Source organism: Ectopseudomonas oleovorans, from assembly GCF_003052605.1.
GTDB classification, from domain to species: Bacteria; Pseudomonadota; Gammaproteobacteria; order Pseudomonadales; family Pseudomonadaceae; genus Aquipseudomonas; species Aquipseudomonas oleovorans_A.
In genome coordinates, this window is the sequence record NZ_QASO01000113.1 from 1 (window position 1) to 18599 (window position 18599).

At 63.5% G+C, this 18599-nt stretch carries 17 protein-coding genes, 1 other RNA gene and 2 pseudogenes; 7 read left to right on the plus strand and 13 right to left on the minus strand.

Annotated features, from left to right (window positions below):
• Positions 1 to 414: 414 nt before the first annotated feature.
• The 3 genes and pseudogenes from DBO86_RS27165 to DBO86_RS18895 all read right to left on the minus strand — a co-directional run bounded on the left by DBO86_RS27165 (position 415) and on the right by DBO86_RS18895 (position 2456).
• Positions 415 to 585 carry a DUF6538 domain-containing protein gene (locus DBO86_RS27165; protein ID WP_312023581.1) on the minus strand — a complete coding sequence of 57 codons (171 nt, stop codon included), beginning with the start codon at positions 583 to 585 and terminating at the stop codon, positions 415 to 417.
• Between the two features lie 80 nt (positions 586 to 665).
• Positions 666 to 762, minus strand: an RNA gene (gene ffs / locus DBO86_RS18890) — signal recognition particle sRNA small type.
• A gap of 83 nt (positions 763 to 845) precedes the next feature.
• Positions 846 to 2456, minus strand: a pseudogene (locus DBO86_RS18895) (methyl-accepting chemotaxis protein).
• 282 nt (positions 2457 to 2738) lie between these two features.
• Here DBO86_RS18895 and DBO86_RS18900 point away from each other — a divergent pair.
• Positions 2739 to 3017 (plus strand): HU family DNA-binding protein, encoded by a 279-nt coding sequence (locus tag DBO86_RS18900; RefSeq protein WP_003461063.1) that lies wholly within the window; start codon positions 2739 to 2741, stop codon positions 3015 to 3017.
• A 43-nt stretch (positions 3018 to 3060) separates the two neighbouring features.
• Here the strand turns inward: DBO86_RS18900 and DBO86_RS18905 are convergent, their stop codons facing one another.
• From DBO86_RS18905 to DBO86_RS18945, 9 genes and pseudogenes are all read right to left on the minus strand, one after another.
• Complete coding sequence (locus tag DBO86_RS18905; protein ID WP_108234526.1) at positions 3061 to 3354, minus strand: copper-binding protein; 294 nt, start codon at positions 3352 to 3354, stop codon at positions 3061 to 3063.
• 19 nt (positions 3355 to 3373) lie between these two features.
• Complete coding sequence (locus DBO86_RS18910) at positions 3374 to 3868, minus strand: cupredoxin domain-containing protein (protein ID WP_003461059.1); 495 nt, start codon at positions 3866 to 3868, stop codon at positions 3374 to 3376.
• A 51-nt stretch (positions 3869 to 3919) separates the two neighbouring features.
• Positions 3920 to 5332, minus strand: a complete 1413-nt coding sequence (locus DBO86_RS18915) for a multicopper oxidase family protein (RefSeq protein WP_108234527.1) — start codon at positions 5330 to 5332, stop codon at positions 3920 to 3922.
• A gap of 16 nt (positions 5333 to 5348) precedes the next feature.
• On the minus strand, positions 5349 to 6749 hold the full coding sequence (locus DBO86_RS18920; protein WP_108234528.1) for a TolC family protein: 1401 nt from the start codon (positions 6747 to 6749) through the stop codon (positions 5349 to 5351).
• On the minus strand, positions 6736 to 7035 hold the full coding sequence (locus DBO86_RS18925) for a hypothetical protein (protein WP_075747131.1): 300 nt from the start codon (positions 7033 to 7035) through the stop codon (positions 6736 to 6738). Before DBO86_RS18925 ends, DBO86_RS18920 begins: the two co-directional genes overlap by 14 nt.
• Before the next feature lie 74 nt (positions 7036 to 7109).
• Positions 7110 to 7412: a hypothetical protein gene (locus tag DBO86_RS18930; RefSeq protein ID WP_244185578.1), complete on the minus strand. Its 303-nt coding sequence runs from the start codon at positions 7410 to 7412 to the stop codon at positions 7110 to 7112.
• Between the two features lie 153 nt (positions 7413 to 7565).
• A pseudogene (locus DBO86_RS18935) lies at positions 7566 to 8765 on the minus strand (amino acid permease).
• Between the two features lie 69 nt (positions 8766 to 8834).
• Positions 8835 to 9437 carry a glutathione S-transferase family protein gene (locus DBO86_RS18940; RefSeq protein ID WP_003461047.1) on the minus strand — a complete coding sequence of 201 codons (603 nt, stop codon included), beginning with the start codon at positions 9435 to 9437 and terminating at the stop codon, positions 8835 to 8837.
• A gap of 107 nt (positions 9438 to 9544) precedes the next feature.
• Positions 9545 to 10702, minus strand: a complete 1158-nt coding sequence (locus DBO86_RS18945) for an aminotransferase-like domain-containing protein (protein WP_074859548.1) — start codon at positions 10700 to 10702, stop codon at positions 9545 to 9547.
• A gap of 83 nt (positions 10703 to 10785) precedes the next feature.
• Between DBO86_RS18945 and DBO86_RS18950 the strand changes: the two genes are divergently transcribed.
• The 4 genes from DBO86_RS18950 (at position 10786) to DBO86_RS18965 (ending at position 15506) form a co-directional block, all read left to right on the plus strand.
• The gene (locus DBO86_RS18950) at positions 10786 to 11307 is read left to right on the plus strand and encodes a MarR family winged helix-turn-helix transcriptional regulator (protein WP_108234529.1); all 522 of its coding nucleotides are present in this window, start codon (positions 10786 to 10788) and stop codon (positions 11305 to 11307) included.
• Between the two features lie 187 nt (positions 11308 to 11494).
• The gene (locus DBO86_RS18955; protein ID WP_425266809.1) at positions 11495 to 12019 is read left to right on the plus strand and encodes an RNA polymerase sigma factor; all 525 of its coding nucleotides are present in this window, start codon (positions 11495 to 11497) and stop codon (positions 12017 to 12019) included.
• Complete coding sequence (locus DBO86_RS18960) at positions 12016 to 12975, plus strand: FecR domain-containing protein (RefSeq protein WP_108234530.1); 960 nt, start codon at positions 12016 to 12018, stop codon at positions 12973 to 12975. Before DBO86_RS18955 ends, DBO86_RS18960 begins: the two co-directional genes overlap by 4 nt.
• A gap of 80 nt (positions 12976 to 13055) precedes the next feature.
• Positions 13056 to 15506 carry a TonB-dependent siderophore receptor gene (locus DBO86_RS18965; RefSeq protein ID WP_108234531.1) on the plus strand — a complete coding sequence of 817 codons (2451 nt, stop codon included), beginning with the start codon at positions 13056 to 13058 and terminating at the stop codon, positions 15504 to 15506.
• 191 nt (positions 15507 to 15697) lie between these two features.
• Here DBO86_RS18965 and DBO86_RS18970 read toward each other — a convergent pair whose 3' ends face one another.
• A complete protein-coding gene (locus DBO86_RS18970; protein WP_003461036.1) occupies positions 15698 to 16345 on the minus strand; it encodes a hypothetical protein in 648 nt (215 codons plus the stop codon).
• A 143-nt stretch (positions 16346 to 16488) separates the two neighbouring features.
• On the opposite strand from DBO86_RS18970, the gene DBO86_RS18975 reads away from it, so the two are divergent.
• Complete coding sequence (locus DBO86_RS18975; RefSeq protein WP_108234532.1) at positions 16489 to 17100, plus strand: LysE family translocator; 612 nt, start codon at positions 16489 to 16491, stop codon at positions 17098 to 17100.
• A complete protein-coding gene (locus tag DBO86_RS18980) occupies positions 17100 to 18290 on the plus strand; it encodes a benzoate/H(+) symporter BenE family transporter (protein WP_108234533.1) in 1191 nt (396 codons plus the stop codon). Before DBO86_RS18975 ends, DBO86_RS18980 begins: the two co-directional genes overlap by 1 nt.
• Positions 18291 to 18599: the final 309 nt, after the last annotated feature.

Consider the following 18599-nt stretch of genomic DNA (forward strand, 5'->3'; position numbering starts at 1 on the left):
CATGAACCCATCCGGGTTCAAGGGCAATGGCTCACTCGGGTGGTGAGTGGTTACCTCAATTACTACGCGGTGCCGGGAAACCTGATACGTCTTGGTGGTTTTCGTGCGGCGGTCTGCCGCCTATGGCGGCAAGCTCTCAAGCGGCGCAGCCAGCGTAATAGACTTCAATGGTCACGCTATGGACGCCTTGCTGGTTTCTACATACCTAGGCCCAGAAATGCACATCCTTATCCGGAGGAACGCTTCGCGTCACGAACCTGAGGCAGGAGCCGTATGCGGTAGTTCCGCACGTACGGATCTGTGCGGGGGGCGGCAGGTAACTGCCGTCCCTACCGCGACCCGCCTCCCAAGCACCACGTAGGGAGTCGAGGGATGGCCGAATGCTTGGAATGCCTGGGTGTAGAGCTGCTGAACCTACAGAAGCAATTCGCGCCCACGGATCAGCGCTTCGCGCTTGCAGCGTGTCTGCAGTGAACGGCGGATCTCGGAACAAGGGAAAAGCGGACGCAGAGCTCCAGGCACCACAATCCTGAAATAGAAGATCGAGTGTCGGGATAACCAGAGGTAAGAAGGGACGGAAGACACGGTGGATCACCCTATGGATCACTGGCGTGATCAGAGCGAAAAAACCGTTAGAAATCAAGTAGATACATCATGGAGGCGAACCCTGCCAGCCACACCCCGGCACACGATGTTCCCGCTGTGGCTGCTCCCTTCCGGGCCTGACCAGGTTCACGGGTAATCGTTGCGAGGGGACCGACAGGGCCCACCATAACGAAGCCCGTCATTGCGACGGGCCGCGCCATTGTAACGACTAAACGCAAACTTACAACTGCTTCAAACACTTAGACGCGGAAACGGCCCACCAACTGAGCCAGGCCATGGGACAGCTCGGACAGATGCTGGCTGGCCCGCGTGCTCTGCTCGGAGGTCTGTGCCGCCTCGTTGGACAGATCACGAATATCACTGATGTTGCGTGCGATCTCTTCGGTAACGCTGCTCTGCTCCTCGCACGCTGTGGCGATCTACGCGGCCATATCATTGATGCGCTGCACCGAATCACCGGTTACGCTCAACGCCTGATCCACGCCCGCCGCCTGCTCCACGCTCTGCCGTGCCCGCGCGCTGCCCGAATGGGTGGCCTTGACCGCGTTCTGCACACCGATCTGCAGACGCTCGATCATCTGCTGAGTATCCTTGGCGGACTCCTGAGTAAGCGCGGCCAACGCGCGCACTTCATCGGCTACCACAGCAAAACCACGGCCCTGCTCGCCTGCCCGCGCCGCCTCGATGGCAGCGTTTAGCTCCAGTAGGTTGGTTTGCTCGGCAATACCCTTGATCACCGCCAGCACGGCACCAATATTGGCGGTTTCCTGCTCCTAGGTCTGAATGGTAGTGGAGGCACTCTCCACTTCCTGTGTCAACTGGCGGATGGAGTGTATGGTGGCTCCCACCACCTCGGCTCCCTAACGCGACTGCACTTCGGCCTGGCGCGCCGCATCAGCGGCATTCTGCACATTGCGCGCCACCTCATGCACCGCTGCGCCCATCTCGGTTGCAGCCGTGCTGACCTGATCTACGGCCACATGCTCGCTACTGATGAGGCGGTCATTAGCGGTTGCCATTTCTGCCAGGCTTTGCGCTGAGTCGGCCACCTCCCCGGTGGCCCTGCCCACTTCCTTGATCAAGGGCTGCAACTTGTCGAGAAAGCGATTGAGGGCTTGGCTGAGCTTACCCAACTCATCTCTGGACAGCACATCCAGACGCACCCGCAGATCACCATCCCCATCGGCAATCTGCTCGATGCGATGCAGCAGACTGTGCAGCAGACGCGTCACCAGCAGCGGGAAGCCCACTATCAGCACCAGACACACCAGCAGGCCTATGGCGATCAGTAACCCCTGCTGCCAGACCAGCGCATCGCCACGTGCTATGGCATCGGTACCCACTGCATTGGCTGCGCCATCTTCCAACTCGCCAAGTTTGTCGATAGCGGTACGTGCCTATTCGAATTGGGCCTCACTGTCAGCAAAACTCAGTCGGCTGGCGCTCTCCGGGTCACTCGAACTCATTTCCAGCACACGCAGAGACGTTGCCTTCCAACGCTCATAGCCACGGTCAAACTCGGCCACCAGGGCAAGCGCCTCATTGCCCGGCTGCATGGCGGCGAACTTGTGCACACGGTCATACGCCTGCTGCAGATTTTCAGCATGGACAGCGCGCAACTGGTCGGCATACCGATGCGCACTCTCATCAAGCAAGCTGCGCTCGGAAACGAAAGCCTAATAGAGATCCCCGTCGGCATTGAGCAACAGGCTGACAGCTGGCAAATGGCGATTGGTCAGCGTCGTGCTGGACTCGGCAACCTGAGTGATGCCACGCCCCCCCATCGCCACCAGCAGAATCGGCAGAGCAATCTTCCAGCGAAAACCAAGATCAGCGAATACACGCAACATGATGGCACTCCAGCATGACATTACCAGCAACTGCTTAGTCGAGCCTTGCCAGGCTGCTGCATACCCTGACAAATCGCAGCTGAACGCAGCGGACTGTGCCTGCCTGAATGCTTGCGATTTTCTACTCATGGGCTGGAACCACAGGGGCCGATGCGACACTAAGCCCTACCGGAAGGGCTTTCAGGACACTGCCGAGCCTTACCTTTTGTGCTAGCGTTCCCATGTTTTCGGCTGTGCGGCCCTGCCCGCGCCGAACCTCTCACCTGCAAACGGAGTTACACCATGGCAATCACCAAAGACCAACTGATCGGCGACCTGGCCGAGGCCACCTCCCTGCCGAAAGCCAGCGTACGCAATCTGCTCGACCAGTTGGCAGAGATCGTCGGCGACGCGCTGGAAAACGACGGTGAGATCACCCTGCCGGGTATCGGCAAACTGAAGGTAAGCGAGCGCCCGGCACGCACCGGCCGCAACCCGCAGACCGGCAAAGCCATCGAAATCGCTGCCAAGAAAGTGGTCAAGCTGGTACCTGCCAAGGCCCTGACCGACGGCCTGAACTGAGTGTTCGCCAGCCCAGGCGCAATGCCTGGGCCGGCTCTCCTGGCTACTCCACTACCTGCAGTTCGGTAACGATGTAACGGCTACCCTGCTGCTGCACTTGAAACTTCACCTTCTCTCCTGCTGAAACCCCTTCCAGTAGTTCCGGCTTCTCGACCTCGAAGACCATGGTCATCGGCGGCATGCCGATACTGGCGATGGGGCCGTGGCGCAGGGTGATCTTCTGCGCGGCGGCGTCCACCTTGCGCACCTCGCCCTGGCTCAGCGGCGCGGGGGCGGCGGCCTGCAACGGCAGGCTGAACAGGGCGGTCAGTGCCGCGATTAACAATGGTTTCTTCATGCGTGTTTCCTCTCGTAGGTCAGTCGGCCTGCACCTGGATGGTGCCGACCATGCCGGCCTGGTAGTGGCCGGCGATCAGGCAGGCGAAATCGAATTCGCCGGCGCGGTTGAAGGTCCAGATCATCTCGCCGCTCTGCCCCGGCGCCACGTGGGCCATATAGGGCTCGTCGTGCTCCATACCGGGAAAACGCAGCATTGCCTCGGCATGTTCATCCAGGGTTTCGCGGGTACCGATGACGAACTCGTGGAGGATCTTACCGTCGTTGTGGTGGACAAAACGGATGGTTTCGCCCTGCCTGACCTGTAGCCGATCCGGAGTGAAGCGCATCTGATCGGTCATGCGGATCTCGATGGTGCGGTCGACTTCGCTGGCATGGCCGGCGATGCCCCAGGGCTTCTGCTCCCTGATCGTTGCGGCGGCCTGATGGCCCTCGTGCGCCTCGCTGTGGGCCAGCGCTGCCGGGCTGCCGAGCAGCCCGATCAGGGTCAGAACCAGTAACTGTGCTGTTTTCATCTGTGAATCCTCGCTTGCTATGGGAACCGGGCCGCGTGGCGGCCCGCCCCGTCAATGCCCGGCATGACCGCCCGGCTTGCGTACCTGCACTTCCACCGGCGTCTCGAGCGGCTGCTTGAGCGGCATCGACTGGCCGCCGCCGTCGTGCGAGCGGCTCGGGTTGGCCAGTGCGCCCTTCCACTCATAGGCCACCGTGCCGGCTGGGTGCTCGAACCAGCCCGGGTCGCGGTAGTCGCCAGCGGCCAGCTCCTTGCGCACCTTGAGCATGGTGAACATGCCGCCCATCTCCACCGAGCCGAACGGGCCGTCGCCGGTCATCATCGGCACGGTGTTGTCGGGTAGCGGCATCTGCATCTCCGCCATGTCGGCCATGCCGCGCTCGCCCATCACCATGTAGTCCGGCACCAGTTTGGCGATCTTGCGCGTCATGTCGCGATGATCGACGCCGACCAGGGTCGGCACGTCGTGGCCCATGGCGTTCATGCTGTGGTGGCTCTTGTGGCAGTGCAGCGCCCAGTCACCCTCCTCGTCGGCGATGAACTCGAGCTGGCGCATCTGCCCCACCGCAACATCGGCGGTCACCTCCGGCCAGCGCGAGCCGACCGGGGTCGGCCCGCCGTCGGTGCCGGTGACCTCGAACTCGTGGCCGTGCAGGTGGATCGGGTGGTTGGTCATGGTCAGGTTGCCGACGCGCAGGCGCACCCGCTCGCCCTGGCGCGCCACCAGCGGGTCGATGCCGGGGAACACCCGGCTGTTGAAGGTCCACAGGTTGAAATCGAGCATCTCCATGATCTTCGGCGTGTAGGCGCCCGGCTCAATGTCGTAGGCGCTGAGCAGCAAGCAGTAGTCGCGGTCCACCTCGGCGATCAGCGGGTGGTGCTCCCTGGGGTGGGTGACCCAGAAGCCCATCATGCCCATGGCCATCTGCACCATCTCGTCGGCGTGCGGGTGGTACATGAAGGTGCCGGGACGGCGGGCGACAAACTCGTAGACGAAGGTCTTGCCAGAGGGAATCGCCGGCTGGGTCAGGCCCGTCACACCGTCCATGCCGTTGGGCAGGCGCTGGCCGTGCCAGTGGATGCTGGTGTGCTCGGGCAGCTTGTTGGTAACGAAGATGCGCACCCGGTCGCCCTCCACCACCTCGATAGTCGGCCCCGGCGACTGGCCGTTATAGCCCCACAGGTGGGCCTTGTAGCCGGGCGCCAACTCGCGTACCACCGGCTCGGCGACCAGGTGGAACTCCTTGACCCCGTTGTTCATCCGCCACGGCAGGGTCCAGCCGTTGAGGGTGACCACCGGGTTGTAGGGCCGCCCGCTGCCCGGCTGCAGCGGCGGCTGGGTGTCGGCGCTGGCCTGCAGCACCGGCTCGGGCAGGGCCGCCATGGCCACCCGGCTGACCGCCGAAGTGGCCACCGCAGCGCCGATGGCGCCGGCCCCGAGAAAGAAATCGCGTCGTGAAACCATCTGGGAAATTCCTTGTTCAATGGCCGGCGGCGGCCGGCTCGGCAGCAGCGGCAGGCGCCGCGCCGAGCGAGGGATTGGGGGCACCCAACAGGGCCATGTCGAGGTCGGCGCGCGCCAGCCAGAAGGCGCGCTGCGCCTGCAGGTAGCCATCCACCGCCTGCACCTGGCGGCGCGCATCGGCGAGCAGGTCGAAGGTGCTGATGAACATGCCGTTGTAGCGCAGCAGGTTTTCCTCGGCGATGCGCTGGCGCAGCGGCAGCACCTCGGCGCGGTAGTGCTGCGCCAGCTCGAAGGCGTTGCGGTAGGCGTGGTAGGCCTCGCGCACCTGCGAGCGGGCATTGATCGCCGTTTCGGCGGCGCGGTTGAGCGCCTGGCGATACTGCGCCTCGGCGCGCGCCACCTTGGCACCGCTCCAGTCGAACAGCGGCAGCTCGACGCTGATTTCGTAGCCGCGCTGGGTCGGGTCCTCGTTGGAGCGGTTGTTGACCACGCCCAGCTCCAGCACGTTGATGAAACGCGTGGTGCGGGTCAGGCCGAGGTTCTGCGCCAGGCGCTCGGTATCCAGGCGCACGGCCTGGATGTCCTGGCGCTGGTTCATGGCCAGGCGCTCCACGTCCGGCAACTCGTCCGCGGTTTTCGGCAACGTCGGCAGGCGTTCGGGCAGGCGGTAGTCGAGCTGCTCGCCCCACAGGCCGAGCAGGCGAGTCAGCTGCTCGCGGCTGCGCACCCGCGCCTGTTCGGCCTGCAACAGGCCGATGCCGGCCTCGGCGTAGAAGTTCTGCTGCTCGGCCTGCTGCAGCTTGCTGAAGTTGCCCACCGCGGCCATGCGCCGGGCCAGCTCGGCGCCGGCTTCGGCGGCGGCCAACACCTGCCGCGCGTAGACCAGGCTCTCCTCGGCGGCGACCGCCTGGTACCAGGCCTTGCGCGTCTCGCTGGCAAGCTCGAACACCGCCAGGCTGGTCTGCCGCTGTAACTGCTCGAAGCGCCGACCCTCCAGGCGCGAGGTCAGCGGCAGGGCAATCAGCCGCGCCAGATTCAGGTGCAGGCCGCGCTCGTATTCGACCTCGCTGCCCTTCTCCAGGCGGCCGTAGGAGAAGCCGGGATTGGGCAGGCGCCCGGCCTGCACCCGTTCGGCCTCGCCGATGCCCAGTTCGTCGAAAGACGCCTGCAGGCCGCGGTTGTTGAGCAGCGCCAGCTGCACCGCGGCATCCAGGCTCAGGGGTTCGGCCAACAGCTCGGCGACGCGCGCCTCGATCTGGCTGCGCCCGGCCTCGTCGCGGGCCCACAGCAGTTGCTTGTCCAACTGGCGCTCGGCGCTTTGCTGCACCGGATCGAAGCCGCTGTCCTGGCTGAAGCCGGCGCAGCCGGCCAACAGCAGTGCGGCGCAGAGCAGTACGGCGGGTTTAATGGTGAGCATGGCCACCTCCTTCGACGGGCTCGGCGCCCTGCTCGGCCGGCTGCTCCCAGCCTTCCATGCTGTAGGTGCGCCAGCCGCCGATACGGCCGACCAGATCGTTGGCCGCGCGCCAGTCCTGCAACGGCTCGTCGGCCTGGGCGCGGTAGTCTTTCAGAGGGGAACGGTAATCCTGCGCCGGCACGGCGGCGTTGGCGTCCAGCGGGTCAGGCTGGGCTGCCATCAGGATGCCGGGCAGCGCCAGGGCAGCGATGCCCAGCAGCCTTCCGGCAAGGGAATGCAAAGTCATGATGTGTTCTCGCGTACGGCGGCCAGGCGACCGCGTGAGCTACAGGCGCCGCAAGGCGGCGCTACCTAAGGGGCTCAGGCGAGAGAAAGGCGCGGGGGGCGTTCGGGCGTGTCGGCCACGCCGACGATAAGGCGGTCGAGCCAGGCTGCGGCCGGCTCGGCGGTTTGCAGGGCGGAATCTTTCAAAAACGCTTGACCGGGAGCCGCGACCCCGACACAGAAGGCGCACAGGGTACAGAGGCTGCCAGCGGCAGGAACCTCGCTGCTGGCCACCGAGGCGGCGTCCTGATGCGCGCTGTCGGCCGTCATGTCGTGGTGCCCGCCATGCTCGCTGCCGCTTATCTGCAGGGCGCCGCTGCGATGCACCTGCTCACACAACTACATGCCGAGCGCCGCCATAGCCTGTGCCGGCAGGGCCAGCATCAGCATCCAGATCAGGGCGGTACGCAGGGTCTTGCGCATGGGGATGGCGAAGCCAGAGTCAAAGGGCGATGGGACGAATTATCCACGCGCTGGCCGCTTTGTCCAGCGCTACAAACTCAGTTGCCCGGCATACAGGCCGTAGCCGGCCTACGGCCGCAGTCAGCAATACGGCGGCGAAGATCGGCCATTCGTAGCGGGTGAACAGCACCTTCCCCTGCTCGCACTTGGCCTGGCGAAACAGCAACGCGCCCGACGCGCAGAGCAACGCCGACAGCATCAGGTACTTGACCCCGCCGGCATACAGCAGCCAGATCGCGTAGCCCACTGCCAGCAGGCCGATGGCCAGATCCTTGCGGCGCAGCCCGGCCAGGTCTTCATAGGTTTCGCTGCACAGCGCCAGCAACAGTGCATAGACCGCCGACCACAGGTAGGGCACCAGAATCATCGACGATGCCAGATAGATGAGCGACAAGTAGGTGCCCTGGGAAAACAGGGTGATCAGCAGGAACAGCTGGATCATGCCGTTGGCCAGCCACAGCGCGTTGACCGGCACCTGATGGGCGTTTTCCCGGCGCAGGAAGGCCGGCATGGTGCCGTCCTTGGCACAGACGAAAAGGATTTCGGCGCACAGCAGCGCCCACTGCAACAGCGCACCGAGCAGCGACACCGCCAGGCCGATGCTGATCAGCACCGCCCCCAACGCCCCACCACATGCTCCAGCACGCCGCCGAACTGCGGGTTGCTGCGCCCCCAGATGTCACGGGTGAATATGTCGCGGTCGAAGGCCAGGTCGACAATGACGATAAACAGCAGGATCGGCACCAGCTTGGCCACGGTGGTGATCAGGTTGATCAGCGCCGCCTCCTTGATACCGCGCAGCACCAGGACATGCACGCACCACAGCACCCCCGAGGCGCAGACGATGGCCAGTGGCGTGTTGCCCTGGCCGAAGGCCGGGACGAAATCCCCCAGGGTCGAGAACAGCAAGACGAAGTAGCCGACATTGCCCAGCCAGGCGCTGATCCAGTAACCCCAGGCCGAGGAAAAATCCATGTAATCGCCGAGTCCCGCCTTGGCGTAGACGTACACCCCGCCATCGAGCTGTGGCTTACGATTGGCCAGGTTCTGAAACACGAAGGCCAGCGCCAGCATGCCCACCGCGGTAATACCCCAGCCGATCAGCACGGCGCCGACGTCGGCCCGCGCGGCGATGTTCTACGGCAGCGAGAAGATCCCGCCACCGACCATCGAGCCCACCACCAGCGCGGTCAGCGACCCCAGGCCCAGCTTGCGGCTTCCTTGCGACATGGCGGCGCCCTCTTGCGGTTACCGCCAAACTCTAGTCGAGGCCGGCCGCCCTGCCAGCCTCTAAGGCACTCAACCCAGCATGGTCACATGACGTGGATGACTGGCGACGCGATCAAGCCAGGCGCGCACCGCTGGAAAGGCTTCGAGACTGAAGCCGCCCTCATGAGCCACGTGCGTGTAGGCATACAGGGCGATGTCGGCGATGGAGTAATGCTCGCCAACCAGATAGGGCGTGCGTTCGAGCTGCTTCTCCATCACCTTCAGGGCCTTGTAGCCGAGCTTCAGGCAGCGCGCGTGCTCCTCGCGGCGTTCCTCAGGCATGCCCTGGTAGAGCTGGATGAAACGCGCCACCGCAACGTAGGGCTCGTGACTGTACTGCTCGAAGAACTGCCACTGCAGCACCTGGGTGCGCAAGCGCGGCTCGGTCGGCAGAAACTCGCTGCCATCGGCGAGGAGGTTGAGGATGGCGTTGGACTCCCACAGACAGGTACCGTCTTCCAGTTCCAGCACCGGGATCTTGCCGTTGGGGTTCTTGGCCAGAAAGGCTTCGCTCTGTGTCTCGCCCTTGAGGATATCAATGGGAATCCACTGGTACTCCTTGTCCTGCAGATGCAGCATCAGCTTGACCTTGTAGCAGTTACCCGAGCGGTAATCGCCGTAGACCATGAACATTGCGTTGCCCTCCCCGTATTTCCTTCTTTTACCTGTAGGAGCCGGCTTGCCGGCGATCCGTCTTAGCAAGCGCATTGCCAGCAAGCCGGCTCCTACGCTACAAGCTTCTACTTCGCCTGTGCCTCTTGAATTACCGTCGCCAACCGGCGCAGCCCCTCGCTCAGGCGCTCCGGCGCCACGTGGCTGAAATTCAGTCGCAGGTGGCCTGGGTTGGCGTCCGGATCGATGAAGAACGGCTCGCCCGGCATAAAGGCGACGTTCTGCGCCAGCGCCGCGTCGAGCAGCGTGCGGGTGTCGAGCGGCTGCTTGAGGGTCAGCCAGAAGAACAGGCCACCCTGAGGGATTTCCCACTCGGCCAGGTCGGCGAAGTGCTCCAGCAGCGCGGCCTGCATGGCGTCGCGGCGAATGCGGTAGAAATCGCGCAGCTCGGCCAGGTGGCCGCGGTACTGCTCGCTGCCCAGCCACTGCAGCGCCTGCCACTGACCGATGCGGTTAGTGTGCAGGTCAGCCGACTGCTTCAGACGCAGCAGGTGCGGATACAGGTCCTTGGTGGCGATCAGGTAGCCGACACGCAGGCCCGGCAGTAGCGTCTTGGAAACGGTACCGGTGTAGATCCAGCTGGCCTGCTTGAGGCGGCTGACGATGGGCGTGGCGCTACCGGCATCGAACACCAGCTCGCGGTACGGCTCGTCCTCGATCAGGGTCACGCCGAACTCGTCGAGCAGGGCCGCCACGGCTTCACGCTTGGCTTCGCTGTAACGGGTGCCGGACGGGTTCTGGAAGGTCGGGATCAGGTAGGCGAAAGCCGGCTTGTGATTCTCCAGACGCTGACGCAGAGCCGCCAGTTCGGGGCCGTCGGCCTCCTGCGGTACGCTGATGCAGTCGGCACCGAACAGTTGAAAGGCCTGCAGGGCAGCCAGGTAAGTCGGCGCTTCGAGCAGCACTTCGGCGCCCGGATCGATGAACAGCTTGGAGGCCAGGTCCAGTGTCTGCTGCGAGCCGCTGACGATCAGCACCTGGCTGGCATCGCAAGGCACGCCCAGCGCACGCGCTTCGGCGGCGATGGCTTCACGCAAGGCTGGCTCGCCTTCGCTCATGCCGTACTGACCCATGCTCGCCGGCATCTCGGCCCAGTCCACCTTTGGCAGCATCGGTTCGGCCGGCAGACCGCCAGCGAACGACATCACTTCCGAACGCTGCGCCGCGGCAAGAATTTCACGAATCAGGGAGCTTTTCAGGCGGGCGATGCGTTCGGAGAAGGCCATGGAATGTCCTGGGGTGCAAAAGTTATTGGAATTAAGTCAAACTGCTTGACCGAAACTACGCCTCCAACCAGAGATACGTCAATATGACTGACCTAAAAAATTTCTCCGAGAAATTTTTGACGTCGCCCGCCGAGGGCACGCAGGCCGGCCGTCACGGCGCGCAGCTGATCAAGAACAGCACAGCTCAGCAGGCCGCCATGGAGGCTTTCTTCTTCGGCTATCAGGCTTTCACCGCCAAGCCGGACGAAATGCTGGCCAAGCGCGGGTTGTCACGCGTGCACCACCGCATTCTGTTCTTCATCGCCAAGTACCCGGGCCTGAACATGACCGAGCTGCTGGGTTACCTGGGGGTGAGCAAACAGGCGCTGAACATGCCGTTGCGCCAGTTGATCGAGATGGACCTGGTGCAGAGCGAAGCTGCCGCGGACGACAAGCGCAAGCGTGTACTGGGTTTCACTGCCGAGGGTGCCAAGCTGGAACAGGCCCTGCGCCGCGAGCAGGCGCGCCTGCTGCAACGCGTATTCGGCGAAATGGGCGAAGAGGCCGTGCAAGGCTGGCTGGAAGTCAATCACGCCCTGGCACGTAGCCGCCAGGAACGCACCTGAGCATCGTCGTCACGCCCCCGTAGCTCGCGAACCCTCTTGTTCGCGAGCAGAGCTCGCTCCTACCGATTCAGCCTGCCTTTCCACTCCCCCACACCACCGGTCATACCACGCCAACGCGTGATTGCACCCTGACACGACCTCTGCAATCATATGCGAATCATTATCACCTTAACTTAGATCTCGCGAGGTGCGCGTGTCGGTTCAGGATTCCAGCAATCAACAGTTGGTCGGTGTGCTTTATCGCGATCACCGTGACTGGCTGTTCGGCTGGCTGCGCAAAAGCCTGAACTGCGCGCAGCGCGCCGAAGACCTGAGCCAGGACACCTTCGTTCGCCTGCTCGGTCGCGCCGACCTGCACAATCCGCGCGAGCCCAGAGCCCTGCTTACCACCATCGCCAAGGGGCTGCTGGTCGACCAGTTTCGCCGCAATGAGCTGGAACGTGCCTATCTTGAAGAACTCGCGCTGGCTCCTGAAGCCGTGCAACCCAGCCCGGAAGAACAGGCTCTGGCCCTGGAGCAACTGGCCGAGATCGATCGCCTACTCGGTCAGCTGTCGAGCAAGGCACGCGCAGCGTTTCTCTATAACCGCCTGGATGGTCTCGGTCATGCCGAGATCGCCGAGCGGCTTGGTGTGTCGCCGTCCCGCGTGCGCCAGTACCTCGCCCAGGGCCTGCGCCAGTGCTACGTCGCGCTTTACGGAGCGCCGCAATGAGCCAGGTCTCGGCTCGTGTGCTCGATGAGGCCATCGCCTGGCAGCTGTGCCTGGACTCTGGCGAAGACAGCGAGCAGCAACGCCATGACTTCGCCGACTGGCTGGCCGCTCACCCGGAGCATAGCCTGGTCTGGCAACGCCTCGGCGGTATCGACCAGCAGCTTTCTGCCGCCAGCGCGCCGATGGCGCGACGCGCCCTGTTGCAGAGCAGCGTCAGCCGTCGCCGCAGCCTGCGCCGTATTGGCGGCAGCGCCCTGAGCCTGCTGCTGGCAGCAGGTGTAACACTGGTGCTGATGGCTCAGCAGCGCCCGCTGGGCGATTACCTCGCCGACTACCATACCGCCAGTGGAGAGCAGCGCGACCTGCTGCTCGCCGACCGCAGCCAGGTACGCCTCAACAGCCGCAGTGCGCTGGATATCGAATTCGACGAAAACGAACGCCGCCTGCACCTGCGCAGCGGCGAAATTCTGGTTCAGACCGCCAAGGGCGATACCCGCCCGTTCATCGTCGAGACGGAGCAGGGACGACTACGTGCGTTGGGGACGCGCTTTTTGGTCCGGCGCGAAGGGACTGCGACCGAATTGATCGTGCTGCAGTCGGCAGTCGCCGCCAGGCCGCTGGCCAGTTCACAGGAACGCATTATCCACAGCGGCGAACAGGTGCGCATGGACAGCCAGCACCTCAGCGCAAGCCACCCTGCCCCCATCGGCGCCGACGCCTGGAGCCGCGGCATGCTGGTGGCGGACAACCTGCCCCTGCAGCGCCTGATCGATCAGCTCGGCGAATACCGCAGCGGTTACCTGAGCCTCGATCCGAGCCTGGCCGATCTGCGCATCAGCGGCAGCTTCCCGTTGCACGACAGCGACAAGGCACTGGCCGCTGTAGCACTGAGCCTGCCGGTGCGCACCGAGCAACTGAGCCCCTGGTGGACCCGCGTGCTACCGGCGGAAAAATAATTTTCCCCGCCCCTGTCACTTTTCCTTCCTGCTTCGGCAAAAGGGCATTGAGATACATTAACTCTTAGGAGACGTTCGCAATGTCCTTCCGCCCTGCCCCGTTCCGCCACACGCTGCTGGCCCTGACCATCGCCTTCGCAGGCCATGCCGGGCTGGCCCACGCTGAGATTTACCAACTGCCCGCCGGCCCTCTGGCGACCACGCTCAACCAGATCGCCAGCCAGGCCGGCGTGACCCTGAGCATCGACCCGGCCCTGACCGCGGGCAAAAGCTCGGCACCGGTCAACGGCGACTACGAAGCCATCGAAGCCCTCAATCAGGCGCTGCGTGGCACTGGCCTGCAGCTGCAAGGCGGCAACGGCGGCGCCTACAGCCTGGCCCCTGCGGCAGAAGCAGCAATGGCACTGCCGGACGTGACCGTGACCGCCAGCGAACAGGCCGCCGAGACCGCCTGGGGCCCAACCCGTGGTTACCTGGCCAACCGCACCGCGACCGGCACCAAGACCGACACGCCGCTGCTGGAAACCCCACGCTCGATCTCCGTCGCCACCCGCGAGCAGATGCAGGACCGCAAGGTGCAGAACCTCGATGACGCCGTGCGCTATATGCCGGGTGTCATCGCCAGCAGCTACGGCAGCGACAGCCGCGCCGACTGGATGAAGATCCGCGGTTTCGAACCGATCCAGATGCTCGACGGCCTGCCACTGCCCAAGGGCAGCTACGCCATGCCCAAACTGGAAACCTGGAACCTGGAGCGCGTCGCCGTGCTGCGCGGCCCGGCCTCGGCAGTGTATGGCCAGACCCCGCCCGGCGGCCTGGTGGATGCCGTCAGCCGCCGTCCGCAGGCCGAAAGCAGCCATGAAGTGCAGGTGCAAGTCGGTAACTACAACCACAAGCAGATCAGCTTCGACAGCACCGGCAGGATCGACGATGAAGGTCGCTTTCTCTACCGTTTCAGCGGTACCGGGCGTGACAGTGGCACCGTTATCGAGCATATGGACGACCAGCGTTTCAACCTGGCGCCCAGCCTGACCTGGAATATTGCCGACGACAGCAAACTGACCTTCCTCGGCCAGTTCAACCGTGACGATACCGGCGGCACCAGCCAGTTCCTGCCACTGCAAGGCACCAAATTGAGCCCCCCAGCCGGCAAGGTCGACTACAACAAGAACCTTGGCGACCCTGACTGGGAGTTCTACGACAAGACCTTCTATGCACTGGGCTATGCCTTCGAGCACCGCATCAACGATACCTGGCAGTTCAATCAGAATCTGCGCTACAGCAAGCTAGAACTGGATAACCAGATCATCACGGCCGGTGGTACAGCATTCTCTGTAGCGCCCGACGGCACAGTTGATCGTGGCGCTAATATCTATGATGAAAACATCAGCCACTTCGCCGTGGACAACAACTTCCAGGCCGATTTCAACACCGGTGCAATCGGGCACACCCTGCTGCTGGGCCTCGACTACCTACGAGTGAATACTGATTACCGCTGGCAGTTCGGTGGTTCCTACCTTTATGACAATAACTGGAACATCATTGGAATCAACGTTCCTCCGAGCAACATTAACAACCCACGCTACGGCCAAGACTTCAGTGGCGTTACCTATAGCGATCTCCAGAACTACAGCCAGAAACGCAGAAACACCGGCCTCTATCTGCAAGACCAGATGGCACTCGACGCCTGGCGCCTGACCCTGGGCGGCCGCTGGGACCGTCTGGACACCGATTCGGTGTTCCACAACGCCAACGATGCCAGGGACAGCCGTCGCGACAGCCAATTCAGCGGCAATGCGGCGCTGAGCTACGTGTTCGACTCCGGTTTCACGCCTTATGTGTCCTATGCCGAATCCTTCCAGGCCGAAGCAGGCGGCAACGGCGGCGCGGCGTTCAAACCCAGCACCGGCAAGCAGTACGAGCTGGGCATCAAGTATCAACCGCCGGGCAGCGACATACTGTTCACCGCTGCCGTCTATGACCTGACGCGGCAAAACATCGTGACCACCAACATCGCCGGCGCCACCGAGCCGGTCAGCGAGGTAGAAGTCCGTGGCCTGGAGTTGGAAGCCACCGGTAATATCACCGAGAACCTCAGCCTGACCGCCTCTTACAGCTACACCAACAGCAAGATGACCAAGGTCGGTGACCCGCGCGACAGGAACCGCGCACTGCCACTGATCCCCGAGCATCAGGCCTCGATCTGGGCCGACTACGATTGGAGTCAGGGTGTGCTGGCGGGCTTCGGCGTCGGCTTTGGCGCCCGATTCGTCGGTTCCACCGACAACATCTCTGTCGGTAGCATGGGCTTCGTCCGTGATCCTTCCGACGGCCACAGCAGCGCCTATACCGTCTACGACGCTGCGGTGCGCTACGACCTTGTCCAGATCGACGCCAACCTGCGTGGCGCCAGCGTATCGCTCAACGCCAACAACCTGTTCGACAAGGAATACCTGGCCACCTGCGATGGTTTCTACTGCTACGCCGGCGACCCACGCCGGCTCACGGCCAGCCTCGACTACAAATGGTGACCACCCGAAGGGCTAATGCCTGTCAGTCAATCGTAGAAAAATGACTGTGTAGGAGCCAGCTTGCTGGCGATCAAGCGTCTCGGCGAGCACCAGCCTCACAGAGGCAAAGCATCGCCGGCAAGCCGGCCCCTACAGGTCTGTAGCGCTGCCCGCGCGGTGATGACCAGGCGGCTCTTGCCGTTTGGACGCAGTCACTGCGCAACCCCCTGCAACTCGGCAGCGCCCTTGAAGAACACCAGCATCAGCGCCACGCCGGCCCCAAGCAACGGCAGCAACGCCACCAGCATCAACAGCACGCTGGCCAACATCAGTCCGCCGACGATATCGAGCCAGGCCATCACTTTCAGCGCCGGATAGGGACTTTGCAGCTTGAGCAACCGTATCCCCAGCCAGGTGGTGCATATGCCCATAAGACACAACAGCGCCACATAGCCGATGGTCTGCCAGTCCAATCCGGCGAACAGTTGGTCACCGAAAAGCATGTCCACCGCCTCCAGCAGCAGCGTCACCGCAAGCAGCAACCAGATCGGTACGCTGAGGTTGCGCGCAAAAAAACGGGCTTCGGCAAAGGCTTTGAAGCGCAGCAGCAGGTAGCAGCCGAGTAACGCCAGCGCCAGGCTAAGCCAGCCGGTGTAGGTAAACAGCAGTTCAGCTTCATCCGCCTCCAGCAGGCCCCCGGCAAATGCAAGCCCGACCACCAGCGCGTTGGCTACCACCGAGACCAGCGCCAGCCAGCCCAGCACCTGCAGTTGCCTGGCGCTCCAACCTGGCAACGACTGTACGCCCGCGCTGTCGAGCAACTCCACCTGCGGCGCACTGTAGGGATTGTCTGGTTGCATCACCTTTATCCTTGTTCGGCAAAAAGCCGAGGCTAACCATCCAGGCAGCGCTTGGCCAGACTGTACGGTTCAACCCAGCGGTGGCTGTACCGCGACGCCACGGCAGCCGCGCAATAGGCTTTGCCAGTCACCGGAGAACGACCATGCCCACCGAACTGCTGCTCGCCTTCATCGCCTTCGCCTTCGTCACCTCGGTAACGCCAGGGCCCAACAACATGATGCTGCTCGCCTCCGGGGTGAACTTCGGCGTGCGCCGCAGCATTCCGCACATGCTCGGCATCAGCCTGGGTTTCATGCTGCTGGTGGCTGCCGTGGGCCTGGGGCTCGGCCAGGTGTTCCAACGCCTGCCGGTACTTCACGACGTGCTGCGCTATGTCGGCGCCGCGTATCTGCTTTATCTCGCGTGGAAGATCGCCCAGTCCGGCGCGCCGCAAAGCCGTGAGAATCCCGAGGCCAAGCCGTTTACCTTTCTCCAGGCGGCTGCTTTCCAGTGGGTAAACCCCAAGGCGTGGATCATGGCCATCGGCGCTATCACTACCTATACGCCGCAGGATGGCTTCTTCAGCAACGTGCTGTTGATCGCCGCCCTGTTTGCCCTGGTCAACTGCCCCAGCGTGGGATTGTGGACCGTCGCCGGCAGTATGCTGCGCAAGTGGTTGGACAACCCGCGCGCGCTGCGCGCCTTCAATATCGGCATGGCGCTGCTGCTGGTCGCCTCGCTCTACCCCATCATCGTCGACACTGGAATGTTCTGATGCAAGACGCCGCCCCCACTCGTCTGCGCCCACTGGCGGACACCTCCACCTCGGCCGTGGTCGCTGGCTTCATCGCCATGCTCACCGGCTACACCAGCTCCCTGGTGCTGATGTTCCAGGCCGGCCAGGCTGCCGGCCTCACTGCAGGGCAGATTTCCTCGTGGATCTGGGCGCTGTCGATCGGCATGGCGCTGTGCTGCATCGTGCTCTCGCTGCGTTATCGCGCGCCGGTGATGATCGCCTGGTCCACCCCTGGCGCTGCGCTGCTGATCACCAGTCTGCCGCAGGTCTCCTATGGCGAGGCTATTGGCGCCTACATCCTGGCCTCAGGGCTGATCGTGCTGATCGGCCTGACCGGCACCTTCGACCGTCTGATACGGCGCATCCCCGCCTCCATCGCCGCCGCGCTGCTGGCCGGTGTGCTGTTCAAGATCGGCCTGGAAATATGCGTGGCAGCCGAGCAACAGCCCTTTCTGGTGATCGCCATGCTGCTTGCCTACCTGCTCGGCAAGCGCCTGTGGCCGCGTTACTCGGTGCTCTCTGCGCTGATCGTCGGCAGCGTGTTGGCCGCGGTCTTCGGTTTGCTGGATTTCACAGGTTTCCAGTTGCAACTGGCCACGCCGGAATGGACCACGCCGAGCTTCTCGCTGGGCGCCGCCATCAGCATCGGTATTCCGCTGTTCATCGTCGCCATGGCCTCGCAAAACCTGCCGGGCATGGCCGTGCTGCGCGCCAACGGCTACGAGGTGCCGGCGTCACCGCTGCTGACCAGTACCGGCCTGGTGTCGATCCTGATGGCGCCGTTCGGCAGTCACGGCATTCACATGGCCGCCATCAGCGCCGCCATCTGCGCCGGGCCGGAAGCCCATGAAGACCCGCGCAAGCGCTACACGGCGGCGGTCTGGTGCGGAGTGTTCTACGCCATCGCCGGCATCTTCGGCGCCACCCTGGCCTCGCTGTTCGCGGCGCTGCCAGCGGCGTTGATCCTGTCCATCGCCGCGCTGGCGCTGTTCGCCTCGATCATCGGCGGCCTGACCCAGGCCATGAGCGAGCCCAACGAGCGCGAGGCGGCGCTGATCACCTTCCTGGTCACCGCCTCGGGCATGAGCCTCGCCGGCGTCGGCTCGGCGTTCTGGGGCATAGTCGCTGGCATGCTGACCCTGGCGGTGCTGAACTGGGGCAAGCGGTAGATTCTCTGTAGCCCGGATGCAATCCGGGAACACTCTGCCAGACCTACCCGGATTGCATCCGTATATGGACTCCTCCCGTTTTGCCAGTGAAATAATCTGCCTCTGAACCTAGGTACGACTGCTTCCGTATATTCGACTTCTGATAAGGCGTTAGCCTTGAGCCATGATGAATTTCGCTCCTGTGCGCCTAACCGGGCTAGCGGCCTTGCAAAGCAGAGGGCCGATGGATGCAGCAGGTTACACACAGGTCGGTGCGACCGGTTCGTCATCAGTTCATGTCACTGTGCAATCGAGTGGATCTCTACTACG